The 16,943-nt window shown below is 69.8% G+C and carries 19 protein-coding genes; 6 read left to right on the forward strand and 13 right to left on the reverse strand.

All coding sequences use genetic code 11. From position 1 onward, the window contains the following. Window positions 1-23 precede the first annotated feature (23 nt). Window positions 24-1,958 (reverse strand): hypothetical protein, encoded by a 1,935-nt coding sequence (locus tag AB0F17_RS25030; RefSeq protein WP_358026909.1) that lies wholly within the window; start codon window positions 1,956-1,958, stop codon window positions 24-26. 163 nt (window positions 1,959-2,121) lie between these two features. On the opposite strand from AB0F17_RS25030, the gene AB0F17_RS25035 reads away from it, so the two are divergent. After that, window positions 2,122-2,784 (forward strand): hypothetical protein, encoded by a 663-nt coding sequence (locus AB0F17_RS25035; RefSeq protein WP_358026911.1) that lies wholly within the window; start codon window positions 2,122-2,124, stop codon window positions 2,782-2,784. Next, window positions 2,781-3,410 carry a hypothetical protein gene (locus AB0F17_RS25040; RefSeq protein ID WP_358026913.1) on the forward strand — a complete coding sequence of 210 codons (630 nt, stop codon included), beginning with the start codon at window positions 2,781-2,783 and terminating at the stop codon, window positions 3,408-3,410. The genes AB0F17_RS25035 and AB0F17_RS25040 overlap by 4 nt, the downstream gene beginning before the upstream one ends. A gap of 79 nt (window positions 3,411-3,489) precedes the next feature. Here the strand turns inward: AB0F17_RS25040 and AB0F17_RS25045 are convergent, their stop codons facing one another. Further along, a complete protein-coding gene (locus AB0F17_RS25045) occupies window positions 3,490-3,660 on the reverse strand; it encodes a hypothetical protein (protein WP_358026915.1) in 171 nt (56 codons plus the stop codon). A gap of 91 nt (window positions 3,661-3,751) precedes the next feature. Between AB0F17_RS25045 and AB0F17_RS25050 the strand changes: the two genes are divergently transcribed. Beyond that, window positions 3,752-4,354, forward strand: coding sequence for a hypothetical protein (locus AB0F17_RS25050; protein WP_358026917.1), 603 nt, complete (start codon window positions 3,752-3,754; stop codon window positions 4,352-4,354). A gap of 16 nt (window positions 4,355-4,370) precedes the next feature. On the opposite strand, the gene AB0F17_RS25055 is transcribed toward AB0F17_RS25050, so the two are convergent. After that, the gene (locus AB0F17_RS25055; RefSeq protein WP_358026919.1) at window positions 4,371-5,636 is read right to left on the reverse strand and encodes a hypothetical protein; all 1,266 of its coding nucleotides are present in this window, start codon (window positions 5,634-5,636) and stop codon (window positions 4,371-4,373) included. 221 nt (window positions 5,637-5,857) lie between these two features. Between AB0F17_RS25055 and AB0F17_RS25060 the strand changes: the two genes are divergently transcribed. After that, window positions 5,858-6,412, forward strand: a complete 555-nt coding sequence (locus AB0F17_RS25060) for an XRE family transcriptional regulator (protein ID WP_358026921.1) — start codon at window positions 5,858-5,860, stop codon at window positions 6,410-6,412. Window positions 6,413-6,418: 6 nt separating this feature from the next. Here AB0F17_RS25060 and AB0F17_RS25065 read toward each other — a convergent pair whose 3' ends face one another. The 10 genes from AB0F17_RS25065 to AB0F17_RS25110 form a co-directional block, all read right to left on the reverse strand. Next, on the reverse strand, window positions 6,419-7,159 hold the full coding sequence (locus AB0F17_RS25065) for a methylated-DNA--[protein]-cysteine S-methyltransferase (protein WP_358026924.1): 741 nt from the start codon (window positions 7,157-7,159) through the stop codon (window positions 6,419-6,421). Then, a complete protein-coding gene (locus AB0F17_RS25070; RefSeq protein ID WP_358026927.1) occupies window positions 7,156-7,716 on the reverse strand; it encodes an RNA polymerase sigma factor in 561 nt (186 codons plus the stop codon). The genes AB0F17_RS25065 and AB0F17_RS25070 overlap by 4 nt, the downstream gene beginning before the upstream one ends. 126 nt (window positions 7,717-7,842) lie before the next feature. After that, window positions 7,843-8,172: a DUF1416 domain-containing protein gene (locus AB0F17_RS25075; protein ID WP_358026930.1), complete on the reverse strand. Its 330-nt coding sequence runs from the start codon at window positions 8,170-8,172 to the stop codon at window positions 7,843-7,845. Further along, entirely contained in the window at window positions 8,172-9,011 is an 840-nt protein-coding gene (locus AB0F17_RS25080; protein ID WP_219534654.1) for a sulfurtransferase, read from the reverse strand. The genes AB0F17_RS25075 and AB0F17_RS25080 overlap by 1 nt, the downstream gene beginning before the upstream one ends. Beyond that, the gene (locus AB0F17_RS25085) at window positions 9,008-9,439 is read right to left on the reverse strand and encodes a DUF4395 domain-containing protein (protein ID WP_358026933.1); all 432 of its coding nucleotides are present in this window, start codon (window positions 9,437-9,439) and stop codon (window positions 9,008-9,010) included. Before AB0F17_RS25085 ends, AB0F17_RS25080 begins: the two co-directional genes overlap by 4 nt. Window positions 9,440-9,616: 177 nt before the next feature. Further along, entirely contained in the window at window positions 9,617-9,943 is a 327-nt protein-coding gene (locus AB0F17_RS25090; RefSeq protein WP_358027073.1) for a thioredoxin family protein, read from the reverse strand. Window positions 9,944-10,088: 145 nt separating this feature from the next. After that, entirely contained in the window at window positions 10,089-10,892 is an 804-nt protein-coding gene (locus tag AB0F17_RS25095; RefSeq protein ID WP_358027076.1) for a zf-HC2 domain-containing protein, read from the reverse strand. Then, entirely contained in the window at window positions 10,892-11,404 is a 513-nt protein-coding gene (locus AB0F17_RS25100) for a sigma-70 family RNA polymerase sigma factor (protein WP_214642240.1), read from the reverse strand. Before AB0F17_RS25100 ends, AB0F17_RS25095 begins: the two co-directional genes overlap by 1 nt. A 37-nt stretch (window positions 11,405-11,441) precedes the next feature. Further along, the gene (locus tag AB0F17_RS25105; protein ID WP_358026935.1) at window positions 11,442-12,107 is read right to left on the reverse strand and encodes a DUF2993 domain-containing protein; all 666 of its coding nucleotides are present in this window, start codon (window positions 12,105-12,107) and stop codon (window positions 11,442-11,444) included. Between the two features lie 73 nt (window positions 12,108-12,180). After that, window positions 12,181-12,432 carry a MoaD/ThiS family protein gene (locus tag AB0F17_RS25110; RefSeq protein ID WP_358026938.1) on the reverse strand — a complete coding sequence of 84 codons (252 nt, stop codon included), beginning with the start codon at window positions 12,430-12,432 and terminating at the stop codon, window positions 12,181-12,183. Window positions 12,433-12,607: 175 nt separating this feature from the next. Here AB0F17_RS25110 and AB0F17_RS25115 point away from each other — a divergent pair, with 175 nt between their 5' ends. Then, window positions 12,608-13,294 (forward strand): response regulator transcription factor, encoded by a 687-nt coding sequence (locus AB0F17_RS25115; RefSeq protein WP_358026941.1) that lies wholly within the window; start codon window positions 12,608-12,610, stop codon window positions 13,292-13,294. Between the two features lie 349 nt (window positions 13,295-13,643). Continuing rightward, the gene (locus tag AB0F17_RS25120; protein WP_358026944.1) at window positions 13,644-16,901 is read left to right on the forward strand and encodes a tetratricopeptide repeat protein; all 3,258 of its coding nucleotides are present in this window, start codon (window positions 13,644-13,646) and stop codon (window positions 16,899-16,901) included. The last annotated feature ends 42 nt before the right edge of the window (window positions 16,902-16,943 follow it).

The raw sequence follows: 16,943 nt of genomic DNA on the forward strand, positions 1-16,943 counted from the left end.
TCACCTTGACATTGACCATGTCATTACCTGTCCTTGCGCCAGTCCAGGCGTGGCGGCGGCGGCCCGAGGTTCGGCGGCGGCTCGCCGTCTCCGTCTCCGCCCTTGCCGTCGATCGCGAGTACGGCCTCCCGGACGTCCTCCAGCTCGCCGAGCGTGGTCTTGGGGAATGTGAGGATTGCCGGGTTCGCATCGGCAAGACGGACCCGGCGGCCCTGCGCGGTCGCGTCAGTGACGATCACGGACGTGGTGGGCAACTGCTGGAGCTGATGCGGCTCGACGAGGAACTCACGGGAACGCTGCAGCACCCGCTCCTTCTCGGCGATCTTGTCGGCCGTCCTGCCCCACTCGGTCGACTCTGCGAGGTCCTCCGCCAGGTCCGTACGGTTGTCGTCGCGCGCCCCCGAGGCATCCTCGACCTGGGAGATCGTCGAGGTGTAGCCGCCGTCGAGGCCGGGGATCGAGTCGCTGATCGTCTCGGTGAGCTGGGCCAGCTCCAGGCGGTGCTCGGTGCCGACGTGCTCGCTGGCCACCCGGGCGTCCTCGGCGTTGCCCAGGCGCATGAACGCCACCGCCGCGTGCCCCCTGCCGAGCCGTTCCCGCACGGTCGGGGTCAGGCTCCGGTATGTCAGGACCAGGCCGGTCCTGGACGTCTCACAGGCGTCCATGAGCCGGTCGAGCACGTCGCCGCGGAGCTTGTCGGCGCCCGCCACGATGATCGTGTGATACCAGGGCCGGTCGGAGGCGGGCGATTGGCGCAGGATGTGGGTGAGCGCGGTGGCCACGTAGGTGCCGAGCACCCGGTTGCCGAACACGCCGGCCTGCCGGTCCATGCTCACCACCCTGAGCCTGGCCGGCGGCAGGCGTACGGCCTCCGTGCCGAGCGTCTCCAGCTTGCGCAGCTGCGACTCCAGGGCCCAGGCCCGCTCGATCACCACGCGGTCGCTGACACCGCGCCCGAACAGCGTGCCGATCCGTTCGAGCTGGCTCGCCGTGATCAGCCCGAACCTCAGGTCGTCGCGCGGGTCGCCGACCTGGGCGAGTGCCCGCAGCGCGGCAGTGACCTGGTTGATCGTGGCGTTCTCGCCGAGCACCTCCAGCACCCGTTCGAGGATCGCGTTGTCGAAGCTGAGGTCGCGCGTGGTGCGGTGCTCCTCGCTCACGCTGACCACGTGGGCGAGGACGTCGGCGAACGCCTCAGGCTTCAACGTCGCGCCCAGGTCCAGCCGGGGCAGATCCGTCGGCAGCACCCAGACCAGCGGGTCGTCGCCGCCCCGGCGGGCCAACTCGATCAGGTCCTTGGCGATCGCGCCCTCGGACAGGTCGAGCACGGTGAGGTGGCCGCCGCTGTAGAGGCGGGTGGCGCCGAGCAGCGTGATCAGCGCCGACCAGCCGGGCAGCGTGCCGCCCGCCACGTCGATGCGGTCGATCTCGTCGGGGACGGCCACGGCGTACCAGGTGAGCTGGCGGTCGTGGCGTTCCTTGACCTCCTGCCACTCGCGGTAGCGCTGGGCGTGCTCCTCCTGCGCGCGGAACAGCTCTTTGTCACGTTCCTGGCGCTGCCGGTCGTCGCGGGCCTGCTGCTCGGTCACCCGGTAGCGGACCGCCCGGTCGCCCTGGACGAGCGCGTAGCTGCAGATGACCGCCACGCCGCCGGCCGCGACCAGGCCCAGCAGGGCGAACGACCACCGCAGGAGGCCGGCGACGGCCAGCCCGAGTATCAGCACCGTGAGGATGACCATGAACACCCTGAACACCCGCACGGGGCGGTTGAGCAGGTCTTCCTGGAAGCGTTCGCGGCGCAGCAGCTCCTGGTCGGCCGCCTCGGAGGTGGCCTCCTCCTCGGCGGGCGAGGGGCGCTTCGGCGGCGGTCCCGGATCAGGGTGCAGCAGGATGTACTGCCAGCCCAGGTAGATGCGGTCCGCCTGGAGCTGCGCATGCTCGGGATGCACGTCCGCCACGTGACCCTCCGGCCGCGATATGTGGTTAGTGGGGGCTGACCCTCCGCTTCGTGACAGCGTATGAGCTACACCCCCTGCTGCGGCAAGGTTCTCGGCAATTAGACCAGCCAGATGGGAGGCTAGCGGCAGATGGGGCAAGCGTGACCTATTACCATCCTTACCCATGACGGAACCCTCCGGCGGCAGCGACAAACCCAAACGCCCGGTAGTGGTGCCCGCAGTGGCCCTGGTGGCGGTCACCGCCCTCGGCATCACCGCCCTGCTCGGCGGTTTCGCCGAGGTTCCCGATCCCGCGCCTCCCCAGTACGGTGAGGGAGCGGTGCTCGACCAGGGACAGTTCAGCACCCAGTTCGTGGCGGCCAAGGTGAGCACGCAGAAGGCCACAGCCGCCTGGGATACCGACAAGCGCTTCGTGGAGCTGGTCTTCAAGGTGACGAACCAAGGCAAGGCCACGGCCATGGTCGGCCTTCCGCCGGACAAGCCGGAGCGCGCGATCTCGCTGACGAGCTTCGCCGGGTCGCTGGTCAAGGTGACCCCGCGGGTCCAGGTGAAGGGTGTGCCGTCGGTCTACGGCCTGTCGAAGAACGCGAAGACCGGCCAGCTCCAGCCGGGCGTCCCGACCACGGTCATCCTCCGGTACGACCTGGACAAGGCGGCCACGCCGCCGAAGAAGGTGACGCTGGACGTGGGGAGCTTCGCCTACGAGCCGGGCTTCAACGATCCGAGCTCTCACTGGAACCTGGTCTCGGAAGAGGAGGACGACGTCCGGCTCCCCGTCGTCCAGGCCCAGGTGACGCTCCCGGTGCACGGCGCGGAGGCGACATGACCGCGACGGCTCCCCGCCGCCCACGCGGCCGTGGCTCCCGTTCCCGCCGGCCGGGCGGCTCCCGCGTGCTCGGCGCCCTCGCCGGCCTGGTGCTGCTGGGCGGCGCCGTCGGCCTCCAGACGCTCAACCTGACCCCGAACGAGATCGACGCGCCCATCACCACCGTCGGCGCCAAGGGCCAGGACGTGAACGCGGGCAGGTTCGCGGTGCGCGTCAACTCGGTCGCCTCGGCGCGCGCCGTGCAGGGCGTGTCCGGGAAGGTGGAGACCGAGCAGTTGTTCCTGGTCGTCCAGGCGTCCGCGACCTCGGACACCAAGCCCATGCACCTGGGCACGCCCGCGCTGCTGACCCCGGACGGCGTCGCCTACGACGCCACGGACAAGATCGAGCCCGCCGAGACGCTGGCCAACCCCTGGGTACAGCCGGGCTTCTGGGTCAACGGCTACTTCGTCTTCGAGGTCCCCCCTTCGGCGCTCGAAGGCGCGCGGGTCGTGTTCAAGCTGCCCGGAACGGCGCTGGTCGAGCCTTTCGAGCCGGAGGCCGAGGTCGACCTGGGTATCGACGGCCCGGCGGCGGCCCGGCTCAAGTCGGCGCCCAGCGATGTCTACACCCTGAAGAAGAGCTGATGAGCACAGACGACCGCGGCTGGTTCTCCCCTCCGCCCAGCCAGAATCCGGACCCCCAGCGTCAGCCCCCAGCTCAGCCTCAGTCGAGGCCGCGGCGGCGGCGTCCGGTCGCCCCGTCGCGCGCCGTGCCGCGGGTCGTCCCTCCCGACCAGCAGGTGTGGCCGCCCAGGCGGGTGGAAGCCACGGTGGAGAGCTCCACCCAGCCGCTCCCGGCCATCCCCAGCGCCGGGCCGCTACCCCGGCCCCTCAAGCAGCCCCCCACCGTAGAACCGCCCCCTTCCGTAGCCCCTCCCGTGGAACCGCCCCCTCCGGTTGCCCTGCCCGTGGAACCGCCCCCACCCGTGGAACCGCCCACCGTCGAGGTCCCGGCCGCCGTGGCTCCGCCGCCGCGCCGGCGCCGGCCCGTGCTGACGGCGGTTGGCGCCGCGGCCGCGCTGGTCGTGGCGCTCGGGGCGCTGACCTACGACCGCTACCACGTCTACCTGGTCCGGTCGGGGCAGTCTTCGCCGATGCGAGAGCAGGTGGTGCCGGTGGGGCAGTCCGTCACGGTCAAGCACGTCACCTGGAAGTCCACGCTGGAGACCGTGCAGCAGCTGCCCGGTGACAAGCCCCAGCCGGGGACGGTCTACGCCAAGATCGACATCGTCCGGTCGGCCGTCGACGCGGACGGCGCGGTCAAGACGGCCAAGCCCAAAGAACTCTTCGTGACCGATCGCCAGGGCCGTACCTGGGTGGCCCTCGTCGTCGACGACACGACGCCGATCGAGAAGATGGAGATCGGCAAGCCGTACCGGATGACGGCCTATGCCCGGGTGCCGCAAGCGCAGGCGGCCGAGGTCGAGCTGCTGCTCACGCCGAGCAACTACCGCGCGGACATCCCCACGAGCAAACTGATGACCACGAAGACGGAACCGGAGCAGGACGTGCTGCGCTTCAAGCGCTGACGCCCCGTCCGGCGATTCAGGCGCGGGCGCCCATCCGGCCGTCGGGCAGGGCGGGCGCCGGCGCCATCCGGCGGCCGCGCGTGGCCGCGATGTCGAACGCGGCGGCCAGCAGGGCCATGGTCAGGACCGTGACGAGCAGGTTCTTGACGAAGTCGATGGGAGGACCGATGGCCATCCAGAACCACTCCGTCTTCGACCCGATCAGCGTCCGCACGCCGCGCATCGCGTACTCCGCGCCGACGTGCAGCGACACGTAGCACAGGCACATCATCCCGAACAGCGCCATGCCGCCCGTCAGCGTCTGCCTGAAGGAGTTGGCCAGGGGGACCCAGCGCTCCTGGAAGCCGCCGGTGATCCGCTCGACCGACTTCTGGGTGAGCGAGTGGGTCGAGTAGAGCTTGTCGATCCCCTTCTCGAAGCGGGTGTCGCGGAGCATCGTACGGGCGTCGTCGGCGTACGTGCCGAAGACGAGCACCGCCACCGTGAGCCAGGTGAGCGGGATGAGGACACCGTCCACGATGTACGGCCAGACATCACCGACCGCTCCCCAGAACCCCTCCCAACCCGGGATGCTCTGCTCGGCCTGCGACACGAGCTGCCCGGAGGTGGACACGGCGGCGCGGTGCGAGACCCAGTCGGAGCGCGCGTTGGCCAGCACGAAGGTGGCGTTCAAGCCGAAGAACACGAAGGCGAACTCGGACACCGCCGTGGCCAGCCCGGAGATCTTTCCGTCCCCCCGCTCCACCATTCTGCTGAACAGCATGCGCAGCAGGAACGCCACGACCATCAGGGCGAGCGAGATCCGCCAGTCGAGGTCGATGAGCCCCCGCCCGACCGTGCTGCCCGTGCCGAGGACACTGCCGTCGATGAAGTCGTCGATGTTGTGCAGGAAGTCGGTCTGTACGAAGTCCCGGGCATCCTCGACATGAAACCCCCAGGTCAGATAGATGACCGCGAAAGCCGGGGCGACACGGTTCATCGAGACCCAGTAGCGCTCGTCCTCCTCGCCCGACGCCCGCCGGGCGCCGATCTCCCAGAGCGCGCCACGCAGCGACCACAGCATGCCCGCGGTGACCGTCATCGACGCCATGACGATGAGCGTCAGCACCGCGATGGTCGCGACCAGACGGAACTGCCGGGCATCTCCATGAGAGATCTCAGTGCCGACATAGAGCAGCGCGAAGCGCACCGCCTGACCGGCCGAGAACCAGGCGATCAGCGGTAGCGCGCACTTCCCTGCGATACGGAGCGCGTGCAAGGGCAGCGAGAACGGCGACGGCATCGATCCCTGCCCTGGTACGGGCATGGACCGGGACGGAGCCATCACTCCTGACAACGCGGACACCCACGGGATCCTACAGACATGTCGACATATGCGCCTATCAGGCATGATGATCGTTCGACGCCCTTCCCGAACCGGACCGGAATGATCAGCGCAAAATGGTGACAACAAACCCCGGGAGCCCGGCACAATCCAGCGGGATTCTGAGGGACCATGGCGGCATGGAATCGCGGCCCGCACTGGACACAGATCCGCGCGTGGTCGGGGAGCGAGTGCGGGTGCTGCGGCAGGCGGCCGGCGTCTCGCTGTCCGAGCTGGCCAATCGCGCCGGCATCGGCAAGGCGACTCTGTCGGGCGTGGAGACAGGCACGCGCAACCCGACGCTGGAGACGCTCTGGGCCATCACCTCCCAGCTCGGCGTGCCGATCGGCGCGATACTCGACACGCCGCCGTCGCCGCAGATCATGCGTGGCACGGCGATCGAGGCGGCGCTGCTGGAGCTGTTCGAGGACGAGTGGGTGACCTACGAGCTGTACCGGCTGCGCATCCCGCCCGGCATCACCCAGACCTCGGCCGCGCATCTCGCAGGCGTGAGCGAGCACCTCACGGTCTTCAGCGGCACGCTGATCGCGGGCCCGGCGGACGCGCCGCTCACGGCGAGACCGGGCCACCACATCTCGTGGCTCTCGGACGTCCCGCACAGTTACCGCGCGGTCGGCCCGGAAGAGGTCAGGGCCTCGCTGCTGATGCGCTACCCGACGCCGGCCCGCCCCTGAGGGGCGTCAGGCGGCCAGTGCGGGTCTGCACGTCCGGCAGGGCCGGTAGCCGGCCTCCTGAGCCTGGGCGAGGCTGCGGAAGCCGTGCCGGTGCGCGGGGGTGATGCGCCGGGCGTTGTGGCAGGTCGGGAAGCACACCACACCGGTGGTGTCGCTGGCCAGGTAGAACACCCGCTCCCGCGCCAGCCCGCGCAGCGCGTCCAGATCCACGCCCTCGGCCAGTAGCAGCCGCTCCTTGGCCGCCGCTCCGAACACGTAGTCGCCCGCCACCCCGTCGGACCTGGTCACCCGGTGGCACGGGACGAGCAGCGGGACCGGGTTCGCACCCAGCGCCGCGCCCACCGCGCGCACCGCCTTGGGCCTGCCCACCTGGGCCGCGACCCAGGCGTAGGGCCGTACTTCGCCCCGGGGGATCGTCCGGGCGGCGAGCAGGACGTCGCGCTGGAAGTCGCTCAGCCCCCTCAGGTCGAGCGCGATCCCCGAGGACCGTCCGGTACGCAGTGCGGGCACCAGCCCGGCGGGCGGCCGGTCGGCGGGCAGCAACGGACGTCCGGCGCGGGCCCTGAAGGCGGCGGCGAAGCCGTCGCCCAGATGAACGTAGGCGATGCCCTGATCGGTGAACGCGACGGACACCTCCCCGAGCGGGCCCGGCGCCGTCACCCAGCGCGCGGCGATCCGGTCGAGCAGCCCGTCGGGCGCGTCCGTGGCCAGGGCCGCGAGTCCGGCGAGCAGCGGATCCTGAGTCATCGGGCACCTCCTAGTGCGCGCAGGCGCTTCAGCCCCCGCGACACGTGCGACTTGACGGTGCCCTGCGGAATCCTGAGCACCGTGGCGATCTCACTGACCGGCAGATCGACGACATGCCGGAGCACGACGGCCACCCGCTGTTCGTCGGGCAGCATGCCGAGCAACTCGGCGAGCTCGTCACCGGTCTCACGCCGCGCCGCCGTGTCCTCGACGCTCTCCCGTGGATCAACGGTATCGACCGGCTCCTCACGCAGATCGGGTGGCGGCTTCCTGGACTTGGCACGGGCGCAGTTCCGCCAGATGTTCAGCAGTATGGTCAGGAGCCAAGCCCGCGGTTGCAACGCGGCGATCCGGTCCCGCTCATAGCCGGCCACGGCCCGGTAGGCACGCAGGAACGTCTCAGCGGTGAGGTCCTCGGCGTCGGCCCACCGACCGCTCAGCCGCAACGCGGTCGAGAACACCACGCCGCGATGGACGCTGAACAGCTCGGCGAACCCCTCATCGAGGTCGTCGAGCAGCGCCTTCCGCACCGGGTCGAGGCAGTCGATGTCACTCACACCAGGTAGAACACCGCCGGCGCGGATTCGGTTGCACGCTCGACCGGCCATGGCTGGAAAGCGCCGCAACACGCGAAAAGACCCGCGCCCGAAGTCGGACGCGAGCCTCTTCTGGAGACGGCCGGATCAGACGGCGACGGCCAGCTGGGACACCTCGCCCAGCCTCGCCTCGACCTGGACGTCACGCGTGACGCCGCCGCCGGCGATGATGCGCACGGTCCACTCGCCCGGTGCGGCGAAGAAGCGGAACACGCCCTCGTCCGACACGACGACTTCGCCGGTGAACTCGCCGGAGTGGTCGAGCAGCCGCGCGTACGCGGTGCCGGCGCCCGTCACGACGCCCTGGATCACGGCCTGGTTGGCCAGATCGATCCCCGCGGGCAGCGCGATGGTCTGCTCCGGAGCTCCGCAACCCGGCGCGGTCTGCGCGTTCTGTGCGGTCTGAGTGGTGCTCATCAGCGGGCCTCTCCCAACTCGATCGGCACGCCCACGAGCGAGCCGTATTCGGTCCACGAACCGTCGTAGTTCTTCACGTTCGCCTGGTCGAGCAGCTCGTGCAGCACGAACCAGGTGTGCGCCGAACGCTCGCCGATGCGGCAGTAGGCGATGGTGTCCTTGTCGAAGTTGACCCCCGCCTCGCCGTAGAGCGTGCGCAGGTCGTCGTCGGTCTTGAACGTGCCGTCGTCGTTGGCCGCCTTGGACCACGGGATGCTGCGAGCGGTGGGCACGTGACCCGCGCGCTGCGCCTGCTCCTGCGGCAGGTGGGCCGGGGCGAGCAGCTTGCCGGTGAACTCGTCGGGAGAGCGGACGTCGACCAGGTTGAGCTTGCCGATCGCGGCGACCACGTCATCGCGGAAGGCGCGGATGGCGAGGTCCTGCTCCTGGGCCACGTAGGAGGTCTTGGCGCGCTGCGGCACGTCCCTGACCAGCTCGCGCGAGTCGAGCTCCCACTTCTTACGCCCGCCGTCGAGCAGCTTGACGTTGTCGTGGCCGTAGAGCTTGAAGTACCAGTAGGCGTAGGCGGCGAACCAGTTGTTGTTCCCGCCATAAAGCACGATGGTGTCGTCGTTGGAGATGCCGCGCTCGGACAGCAGCGTCTCGAAGCCGGTCTTGTCCACGAAGTCGCGGCGGACCGGGTCCTGAAGGTCCTTCTGCCAGTCGACCTTCACGGCGCCACGGATGTGGCCCTTGTCATAGGCACTGGCGTCTTCATCGACCTCGACGAGGACGACGCCGGGGGTGTCGAGGTTGGCCTCGACCCATTCGGCATCCACCAGGACGGCGGAGCGGCTCATTGGGGAACCTCCAATTTGGCGGCGGGCAGTAGACGGCGAATCAGCAGATACGTTTCGCAGCCAAGACAGAATCCGAAGGCTGCGTTGAGGAAGGCGGCGAGGAGAGCCGCAGCCGTGGCCACGAGGGCCAGCGGCGTGATCCCGGCGAGGTATCCGACCAGGCCCGCGACCGCGAAGACCAGCCCGACACCCTGCGCGAAGCGGGGCGGGCGGGCGTCCTCTGTCTCCTTCGGAGCGCTCTTGACGAACGCCTTGTAAAACATCCCGTACGGCGAGCGGTGTGCCACGCCGAGTGCGAAGACCAGCGCCTGAGCGGCGAGCAGCACCGGCGCGGCCGGCGGCCAGACGCTCCCCGTCACCAGGACGAGGGCGAGGACCACAGTTGTGATGATCGCGCTGAAACGCAGCGCTCTAGGGTCGGCACGCATCGAAGGATGCTCCTGAAGGGGGTCGGATTGGGGCGGATCGGAAGTCCGCGCGAGACCGTCCTCAGGCAGCGCGACAGAGCGCGGTGGCGACGCGGCAGAAATCAACCGCGCGCCGCTTCGTCAGCAGCTCTGTCGATGGGTTCATGGCGATGACACTACCCGCCGTCTCGCCATCTGTCACATGTCGTCCGGGTTTTGAGACGAAACGTGAGACACGGCCCCTGCCAGGGCAGCGAGGACGTCCGCCTTGCGGGGCTGGCCGGAGGCCCTTTTCACGATGTTTCCTGTGCTGTCGAGGACGAGGACCGTCGGCGTACGCATGATGTCGAGCCGCCGGACGAGATCCAGCCGCGACTCGGCGTCGATCTCGACATGCGCCACGCCGGGCACGAGCTCGCTGACGTCGGCCAGCACCCGCCGGGTCGCCCGGCACGGCTGGCAGAAGGCCGTCGAGAACTGCACGAGCGTCGCCCGCTCCCCCAGGTCCGCACCGAGGTCGGCCATGACCAGGCGGCCGTCCGCCTGAGCCGTGTCGCGCACCCTGCCGTCGCGGCGCAGCCGTACCACCCCGATCACCGAGCCGAGCGCCAGCGTCGCCAGCACCACCCATAGTCCTGTCATTCTCTGCTGCAACCTCGGGCGGGTCGGATTACTTCCGCGTCGGGACCGGAATCTTGACGAGCACCTTGCCGCCCGTGTCGACGATCTCGAACCTGGCGATGTGGTTCATCGGGATCCGGGTCTGGCGGGGGAAGACGGCCTTGTCCGCGTAGGTCTCGCGGTCGACCGTCCAGCTCTCGGTGAAGTCGCGCTCACCGCCCCTGCCGACCACCACCAGTTGGCACGTCGTGCCGATCGGCACGCCCGTGACCCGCACCGCCAGCTTGGTCATGTCGTCGCCGGGGAAGGCCGCCACGGTCGCGTAGTAGCGCTTGGCCTCGTTCTCGCCGGGGAACTCGCGGCCGGGCGCCGTCGGGCTCGCCGATGGCCTCGGCGTCGGCCCCGCCTTGGACTTGAGTTGCGCGTCACTCGGCGCGCTGTCCCGTGCGGAGAACGCCGAGTTCTCCTGGGGCGCGGCCGACGCGACGGTGGTGGCGGGCGCGGCGGCGGAGGTCTGGTGGGCGTTCGACTGCTGGGAGGCCGTCCACACCGTGCCGCCGACCGCCATCACCGCGACCGAGGCGGCCACGGCCAGCAGCGCGCGGCCCCTCCTGCGGCGCCGGGCGCGGGCGTTCAGCAGCCGGTCGAGCACCTGGCGCGGGGGGCTGGCGACCAGCTCGACGTCGCGCTCCGACACCTTGCCGAGGAAGGACGCGACGCCCTCCATGTCCAGGAGTTCGGCTCCGCACACCTCGCAGGTCGCCAGGTGAACGTCGATCTCCATCGCCTCTTCGGGCTCCAGCGCGCCGAGCGCGTGCGCGCCCAGTGACAGCCGGACCTCCTCACACGTCATCACGGCGCCAGCCCTCGCTCCTCGAGCGCGAGCCTGAGCGCGCGCAGCGCGTAGTAGGTGCGTGACTTGACCGTGCCCGGCGGGATGCCCAGCGTGGCCGACGCCTCCTTCACCGATCTCCCCCGGTAGTAGACCTCCAGCAGCACCTCACGGTGCTCGGGCCGCAACGCGGCCAGCGCCTCGGCCACGGCCCACGATTCGACCGCCCGCTCCAGCTCGTCGTCCGCCGGCAGCACGGCGAGCGCCTCATCACCGGTCTCGGGCGGGCGGGACTTACGGGCGCGGTGCTGGTCTACGACGAGATTACGGGCAACCGTAAACAACCAGGCACGAATCGGGCGGCCGGTGAGGGCATCAGGATGCCGCCAGGCCCGCAGCAGCGTTTCCTGCACGACGTCCTCCGCTCGTCCCGAGTCGCCCGTGAGTCGCAGCACGTATCCGTAAAGTGGCCCAGCGTGCTCGTCGAAGAGGGTCTTGACCAGCTCCTCGTCGGCGGTGTCGGCTGCAGTCACACCCTCATCACGTACGGCGGGGCTGACCGGTTCGAAGTCATCCACGGAGCGGCACGTCAGACGCTTCGGCAGCGAACTCCAATCCATCGGTCACGCTCTTCACTCCTGTTACTTTCACGTCGAACGGGAGCTTCCCCTTGAACGGGATCGTGTACGTCACGAACTGCGCGAGCGCGGCGGGCACGCCCTGGATCTTCTCCGCTTGGAGCTTGATACCCCCGTCGGTGACCTGAACGCGCAGCTCCGCGTTGAACTTCACCTTGCTCACCCCTACCGTCACCTCACCCGACGCGACGAGCCGCTGGCCGTTCCCGGAGATCTTGACGCCCTGCGGCGCGTACTTGTCGATCGTCGCCCTGGTCAGAGTGCCGCGGACGGTCAGACGCCCGGCCCGGACGTTGGCTCTGTTCTGGAGCACGTCGGCCAGCGGAGCGGTCACGTCGTAGGCGACGCCTTGCAGGTTCTTCACCGGAACTCCCCCGTAGGTGAGAGTGCCGAGATTGAACCGTACCTCTGGATACCTTCCGGAGACTGCCTGTGTGAGAAATGGGATGCCCTCAATTGTCACCGTCGGCGTGCTGTTGAGGTCGGCCGCGGCACCGATCCGGTTGGCGAGATCGCGCTGCACTCCGGCGACCGCCACTCGATCGACGACGGCGAGGAGAACGACCAGCACGATCAGGAAAATGATCAGTTTGCGCATCGGACATCCTGTCTCACAACGGGGGATCATGAGCCTATCGACTGGGATGCCTCTGCCCCGGGCAAGCGTCCGATCACCCGCCGGCGAAGGGCGGCAGCACCTCGACCGTCGCTCCGTCGCTCAGGATCACCTCCTCGTGGGCCCGCTTGCCCACCGGCGAGCCGTCGACCAGGAAGGACGAACGGCCGATCACCCGGGCAAGTTCAGCACGATTTTGTGTGATTTTGGTCATGAGTTCGCCAAGTGTGACCGCGTCGAACGGCTCCTCGGCCACTCCGGCCGCCTCTTTCGCGGCGGCCCAATAACGTACCTTTCCCGTGGCCATAGCCACCTCACATTCGGCTCAGCTCCATTGTGGGACCGCGTTAACATCCGCGAACCACGGTTTACGCTGTTCATCTGGTGGACGCGCAATGGACGCGGCGTTCGCGTGGGATATCCTCGCCTACAGGACCTGGGCGACGAAGCCCCCGGGTCCTTGTGTGTTTGAGGAGGCCGATATGAGCAACCTGCTCCTGCTGACCAACGCCCTTGAGCCATCCGCTGAGGTGCTACCGGCGCTGGGGTTGCTGCTCCACTCGGTCCGCGTCTCGCCGGCCGAGGCGTCCGCGCTGATCGACACGCCGCCCGCGGACGCGGTTCTGGTCGACGCCCGAAAGGAGTTGGTGCAGGCCAAAAGCCTGTGCCGGTTGATCCGCACGACGGGGATCGACTGCCCGCTGCTGGTGATCGTCACCGAGGGCGGGCTGGCCGCGATGACCGCCGAGTGGGGCGTCGACGACGTGCTGCTCGACAGCGCGGGGCCGGCCGAGGTGGAGGCACGGCTGCGGATGTCCATCGGCCGTACGACCCAGGGCGAGGACGTTCCGGACGAGATCCGCAGTGGCGATCTGTCCATTGATGAGGCGACTTATACGGCGCGGCTGCGGGGGCGGGTGCTCGATCTGACGTTCAAGGAGTTCGAGCTGCTCAAATACCTCGCGCAGCATCCGGGCCGCGTGTTCACCCGCGCCCAGTTGCTGCAGGAGGTCTGGGGCTATGACTACTTCGGGGGCACCCGGACGGTCGACGTGCACGTCCGGCGGCTGCGCGCGAAGCTGGGCACCGAGTACGAGTCCCTGATCGGCACGGTCCGCAACGTGGGCTACCGGTTCGTCCCCGACCGTACGGAGCCGGCCCACGCGTGATCTTCACGGCACGGCCCGGGTAGCCTGCGGTTGACAGGTGCTGTCGCCAGGGTTCCACTGATGTGACAGGACGGCCCTTGGCGGTCGTGTCGCTGTCATGTCGTGTGGGCTGTTTCGTCGCGGACACCGCCGTCCCGAGGGGGGTGGTGTCGGGGTGGGGATCTTTCGGTCGCTCGTCGAAGAGGGCGCGCGGCCCCGGATTTTCCGGCGTAACGAAAGTATTTGCTCTGTACTGCGGCCCGCCAACCGAGTATTTGTCATCGATTACGGCTATGCGCGGGAATATTTGGCGGGCGGCGAGCGTGAAGGCATTCACGATCTGCGGGCCGACGGTGATCTCGTCGGGGAATTGGCGTTCTGGAGTCCGGCCGAGCGGGTTCGGATCGACGCGCTGACCGAGGTTCGGGCGTGGCCGATCGATGTCCGGACGTTGCGGGAACACGCCGCGGCCAATACGGCCGTGGCCATGGCGCTGGTGCAGGAACTGTTCGCCAGGGACGTCGCCGCCCGCAGGCATGAGGCGCTGGCCCGGGCGCCCGTCGCCGCGCGGCTGGCCGTGTGGCTGCTGCACCTGGACGAGCGTTACGGGCTGGCCGGTGAGTCGGCGCCGCCCCTGTCCATGGAGACGCTGGCCGATCTGGTGGGCAGCGCGCCCGACGTGGTGCAGCGGCAGCTCACTCAGTGGGTTCGGCGGGGCTGGCTGGTCCGGCCCGGGTATCGGCGGCTGCGGATCTCCGACCCTGCGGCGTTGCGGGGCGTCGCCGGGGCCTGGGAGCACTTGTCCGCTCCCTGGGAGGGGCGGGTCACCCCGTTCCTGACCCGGCCCGGCGCGCCGGTCGAGGCGTTGCCCGCCGGGGAGGTGCCCCGGCCCGCTCAGTTGCCTGCCGACGTGTCCGACTTCACCGGGCGGCAGCAGAGTCTCGACCTGCTCAGCTCGTGGCTGGAACGGCCGCGCCGGCCGAACACGATGGTCGTTCAAGGGTTACCGGGCGTGGGGAAGACGGCGCTGGTCACGCGCTGGGCGCACCAGCAGGCCCGACGGTTCCCCGACGGGCAGATCGTGATCGACCTGCGCGGCCAGTCGCCCAGCCAGCCGCCCATGACTCCGGCCGAGGCACTCGGGCAGATCCTGCGCTCGCTCGGCGTCGGCGAGCAGATGCCCGCCTCCGACGAGGCCGAGCTGATGCTGCTGTACCGGAGCCGGCTGGCGGGGCGGAAGCTGCTGCTCATCCTGGACAACGCCGCCGACCCGGCGCAGGTGCGGGCGCTGCTGCCGGGCAGCAAGGACTGCGTCGTGCTGGTGACCAGCAGGACCAGGATGGCCCCGCTCCGCGCCACCGGACACGCCGACCTGATGGACCTGTCCGTGCTCGATCCGGGCAACGCCGTCGCGCTGCTGGTCGCGGTGCTCGGCGAGGAGTCGCCGCGGGCCGCCGACCGCGACGCGCTGGCCGAGCTGGCCCGGGTCTGCTCGTACCATCCGTTCGCGCTGCGCATCTCGGCGGCCAAGCTCGCCGAGGACCCCGGGCTCAGCGTCGAGTCGCGCGTACGCGAGCTGCGCGGGCCCGACCTGCGGCAGCCGCTCTCCGGCGACCCGGAGGACGCCTTCCGTTCCGCGCTCGACCTGGCCTACGAGTCGCTCACCCCGCCCCAGCGGCGCGCCTTCCGGCACGTCGGGCTGCTGCCCGGCCAGGACTTCACGCCCGAGGTCCTGGCCGCCGCGCTCGGCACCTCCGTCGGCGAGGCGGTGATCGCGGTCGAGGGCCTGCACCGGGCGTACCTCATCGACCCGATGGCCGGGCCGCGCTATCGCGTGCACGACCTGGTCAAGCGGCTGGCCAGGGAGCTGGGCAGGCACGCGGAGGCCGGCGTGCGCGAGGCCAGGGTCCGGCTGCTCGACCACTACCTGGGCATGGCGACCGACCCGGACACACCACGCTCGTGGTTCGGGGCCGAGCGCCGTTCGCTGGTCTCCGTCGTCCGGCTGGCGGAGGAGACCGGCGCGCACCACGCCGCCTGGCGGCTGGCCGAGGCGGCGTTCGAGCCGTTCAGGCGGTTGCGTTACTACCAGAACGACCTGGAGATCCAGCAGATCGGGCTCAACTCGGCGGCGCGGATCGGCGACCGGCGGGCGATCGCGCTGATGCGCAGCCATCTCGGCTCGATACACCGCGACATCGGCCCGTCCACCCAGGCCGCCCGCTACATCGGCGAGGCGCTGGCCGACTTCACCTCGCTCGGCGACCGCGAGGGCCGGGCCCGCGCCCTGAACGACCTGGCCGAGGTACACGGCATCGCGGGCAACAGCGAGGACGCGCTCAAGTGCGCGGGCGAGGCCCTGGCGGTTTACGAGGAGATCGGCGACCTGGCCGGGGTGGCCGACTGCCTGCACTCGCTGTCGCGCCTGCACCTGTCGCAGGAACGGCACGAGCTCGCGCTGCACCACGCCGGGCAGGCGCTGGAGGTACGCGAGCAGCTCGGCGACCTGCACGGCACCGCCCAGAGCCTGATCATCCTGGCCCGGATCCAGCACCACCTGGGCGAGCTGAACGCCGCCCTGTCGGAGGGCCTGGAAGCCCTGGCGATCTGCCACGACCTGGGCGACGAGCACAGCGAGGCCGAGACGCTGCTCTGCCTGGCCGAGATCTACGACTCGCTCCGGCTGCCGCACGACGCGCAGCGCGACGCCGAGCGGGCCCTGTCCGGGTACACGGCCACCGGCGACCAGCACGGATGCGGCCGGGCCCTGTGCGCGCTGGGCCGCATCGCGCGCAACGGCTCCCGTTACGACGAGGCCCTCGAACACTACGAACAGGCGCTGGTCGTACAACGGGAGCTCCATCACGAACAGGGACGCGCCGAGACACTCGGCGACATCGGGCTGGTGCACTGGCGGCTGGCCGACTACCTGCGCGCCGACGACTACCTCAACCAGGCGCTCGCCATCAGCCGGGAGATCCACGACCTGCCCGTGGAGGCCCGGATGCTCAACCGGCTGGCGCGGGTACGGAGACGCCAGGGGTTGCCGCAGGTCGCGTTCGTCCACGCCCTGGAGGCGCTGGACCTCGTCCAGGGCATGAGCAACCGCCGGGCCGAGGCGGACGTGCAGGAGACGCTCGCCTACACGTACCTGTCGCTGGACCGGCACAAGGACGCGCTGCGCGCCGCCAAGGCGTCGCTGGAGATCCGGGAGGAGGTACGCGACAACAAGGCCAGCGCGCTGCTGTCGATCGCGCAGGCCCTGCACGTCGCGGGTAAGACGGCCGCCGCCCTTGAGTACGCCAGGGAGACGGTCGAGTTGCAGAACGAGACCGCCACCAAAGACCGCTGGGCGGCGGCGCTCACCACGCTGGCCATGATCCTGCTCGACCTGAACCGGCCTGATGAGGCGCTGACGTTCGCGTCGCAGGCCAAGGACGTGCATCTCGTCTGCGGCACCCGGCGCGACCTGGGCTGCGCGTTGCGGGCCATCGGCCTGATCGCCCACCGGGCCGGCGACCGTGCCGTGGCCGTGGCCAACCTGAGGGAGGCGGTACGCATCCTGGAGGAGGTGGGTGACGTCTTCGAACTCAAGAAAGCCTCCGCCGAACTCCGCCAAATGTCGTAAATTTTACGACCTGAGGTCGCAGATCTTGACCGGGTTCCTGCC

It is taken from the genome of Nonomuraea sp. NPDC026600 (assembly GCF_040638335.1).
In the GTDB taxonomy this organism is placed as follows: domain Bacteria; phylum Actinomycetota; class Actinomycetes; order Streptosporangiales; family Streptosporangiaceae; genus Nonomuraea.

Coding starts and splice junctions, on each gene's coding strand:
- AB0F17_RS25035 (WP_358026911.1), top strand. CDS start 2,122: ATGACGGAACCCTCCGGCGGCAGCGACAAACCCAAACGCCCGGTAGTG.
- AB0F17_RS25040 (WP_358026913.1), top strand. CDS start 2,781: ATGACCGCGACGGCTCCCCGCCGCCCACGCGGCCGTGGCTCCCGTTCC.
- AB0F17_RS25055 (WP_358026919.1), bottom strand. CDS start 5,636: ATGCCGTCGCCGTTCTCGCTGCCCTTGCACGCGCTCCGTATCGCAGGG.
- AB0F17_RS25060 (WP_358026921.1), top strand. CDS start 5,858: ATGGAATCGCGGCCCGCACTGGACACAGATCCGCGCGTGGTCGGGGAG.
- AB0F17_RS25065 (WP_358026924.1), bottom strand. CDS start 7,159: ATGACTCAGGATCCGCTGCTCGCCGGACTCGCGGCCCTGGCCACGGAC.
- AB0F17_RS25075 (WP_358026930.1), bottom strand. CDS start 8,172: ATGAGCACCACTCAGACCGCACAGAACGCGCAGACCGCGCCGGGTTGC.
- AB0F17_RS25080 (WP_219534654.1), bottom strand. CDS start 9,011: ATGAGCCGCTCCGCCGTCCTGGTGGATGCCGAATGGGTCGAGGCCAAC.
- AB0F17_RS25085 (WP_358026933.1), bottom strand. CDS start 9,439: ATGCGTGCCGACCCTAGAGCGCTGCGTTTCAGCGCGATCATCACAACT.
- AB0F17_RS25090 (WP_358027073.1), bottom strand. CDS start 9,943: ATGGCCGACCTCGGTGCGGACCTGGGGGAGCGGGCGACGCTCGTGCAG.
- AB0F17_RS25095 (WP_358027076.1), bottom strand. CDS start 10,892: ATGACGTGTGAGGAGGTCCGGCTGTCACTGGGCGCGCACGCGCTCGGC.
- AB0F17_RS25105 (WP_358026935.1), bottom strand. CDS start 12,107: ATGCGCAAACTGATCATTTTCCTGATCGTGCTGGTCGTTCTCCTCGCC.
- AB0F17_RS25110 (WP_358026938.1), bottom strand. CDS start 12,432: ATGGCCACGGGAAAGGTACGTTATTGGGCCGCCGCGAAAGAGGCGGCC.
- AB0F17_RS25115 (WP_358026941.1), top strand. CDS start 12,608: ATGAGCAACCTGCTCCTGCTGACCAACGCCCTTGAGCCATCCGCTGAG.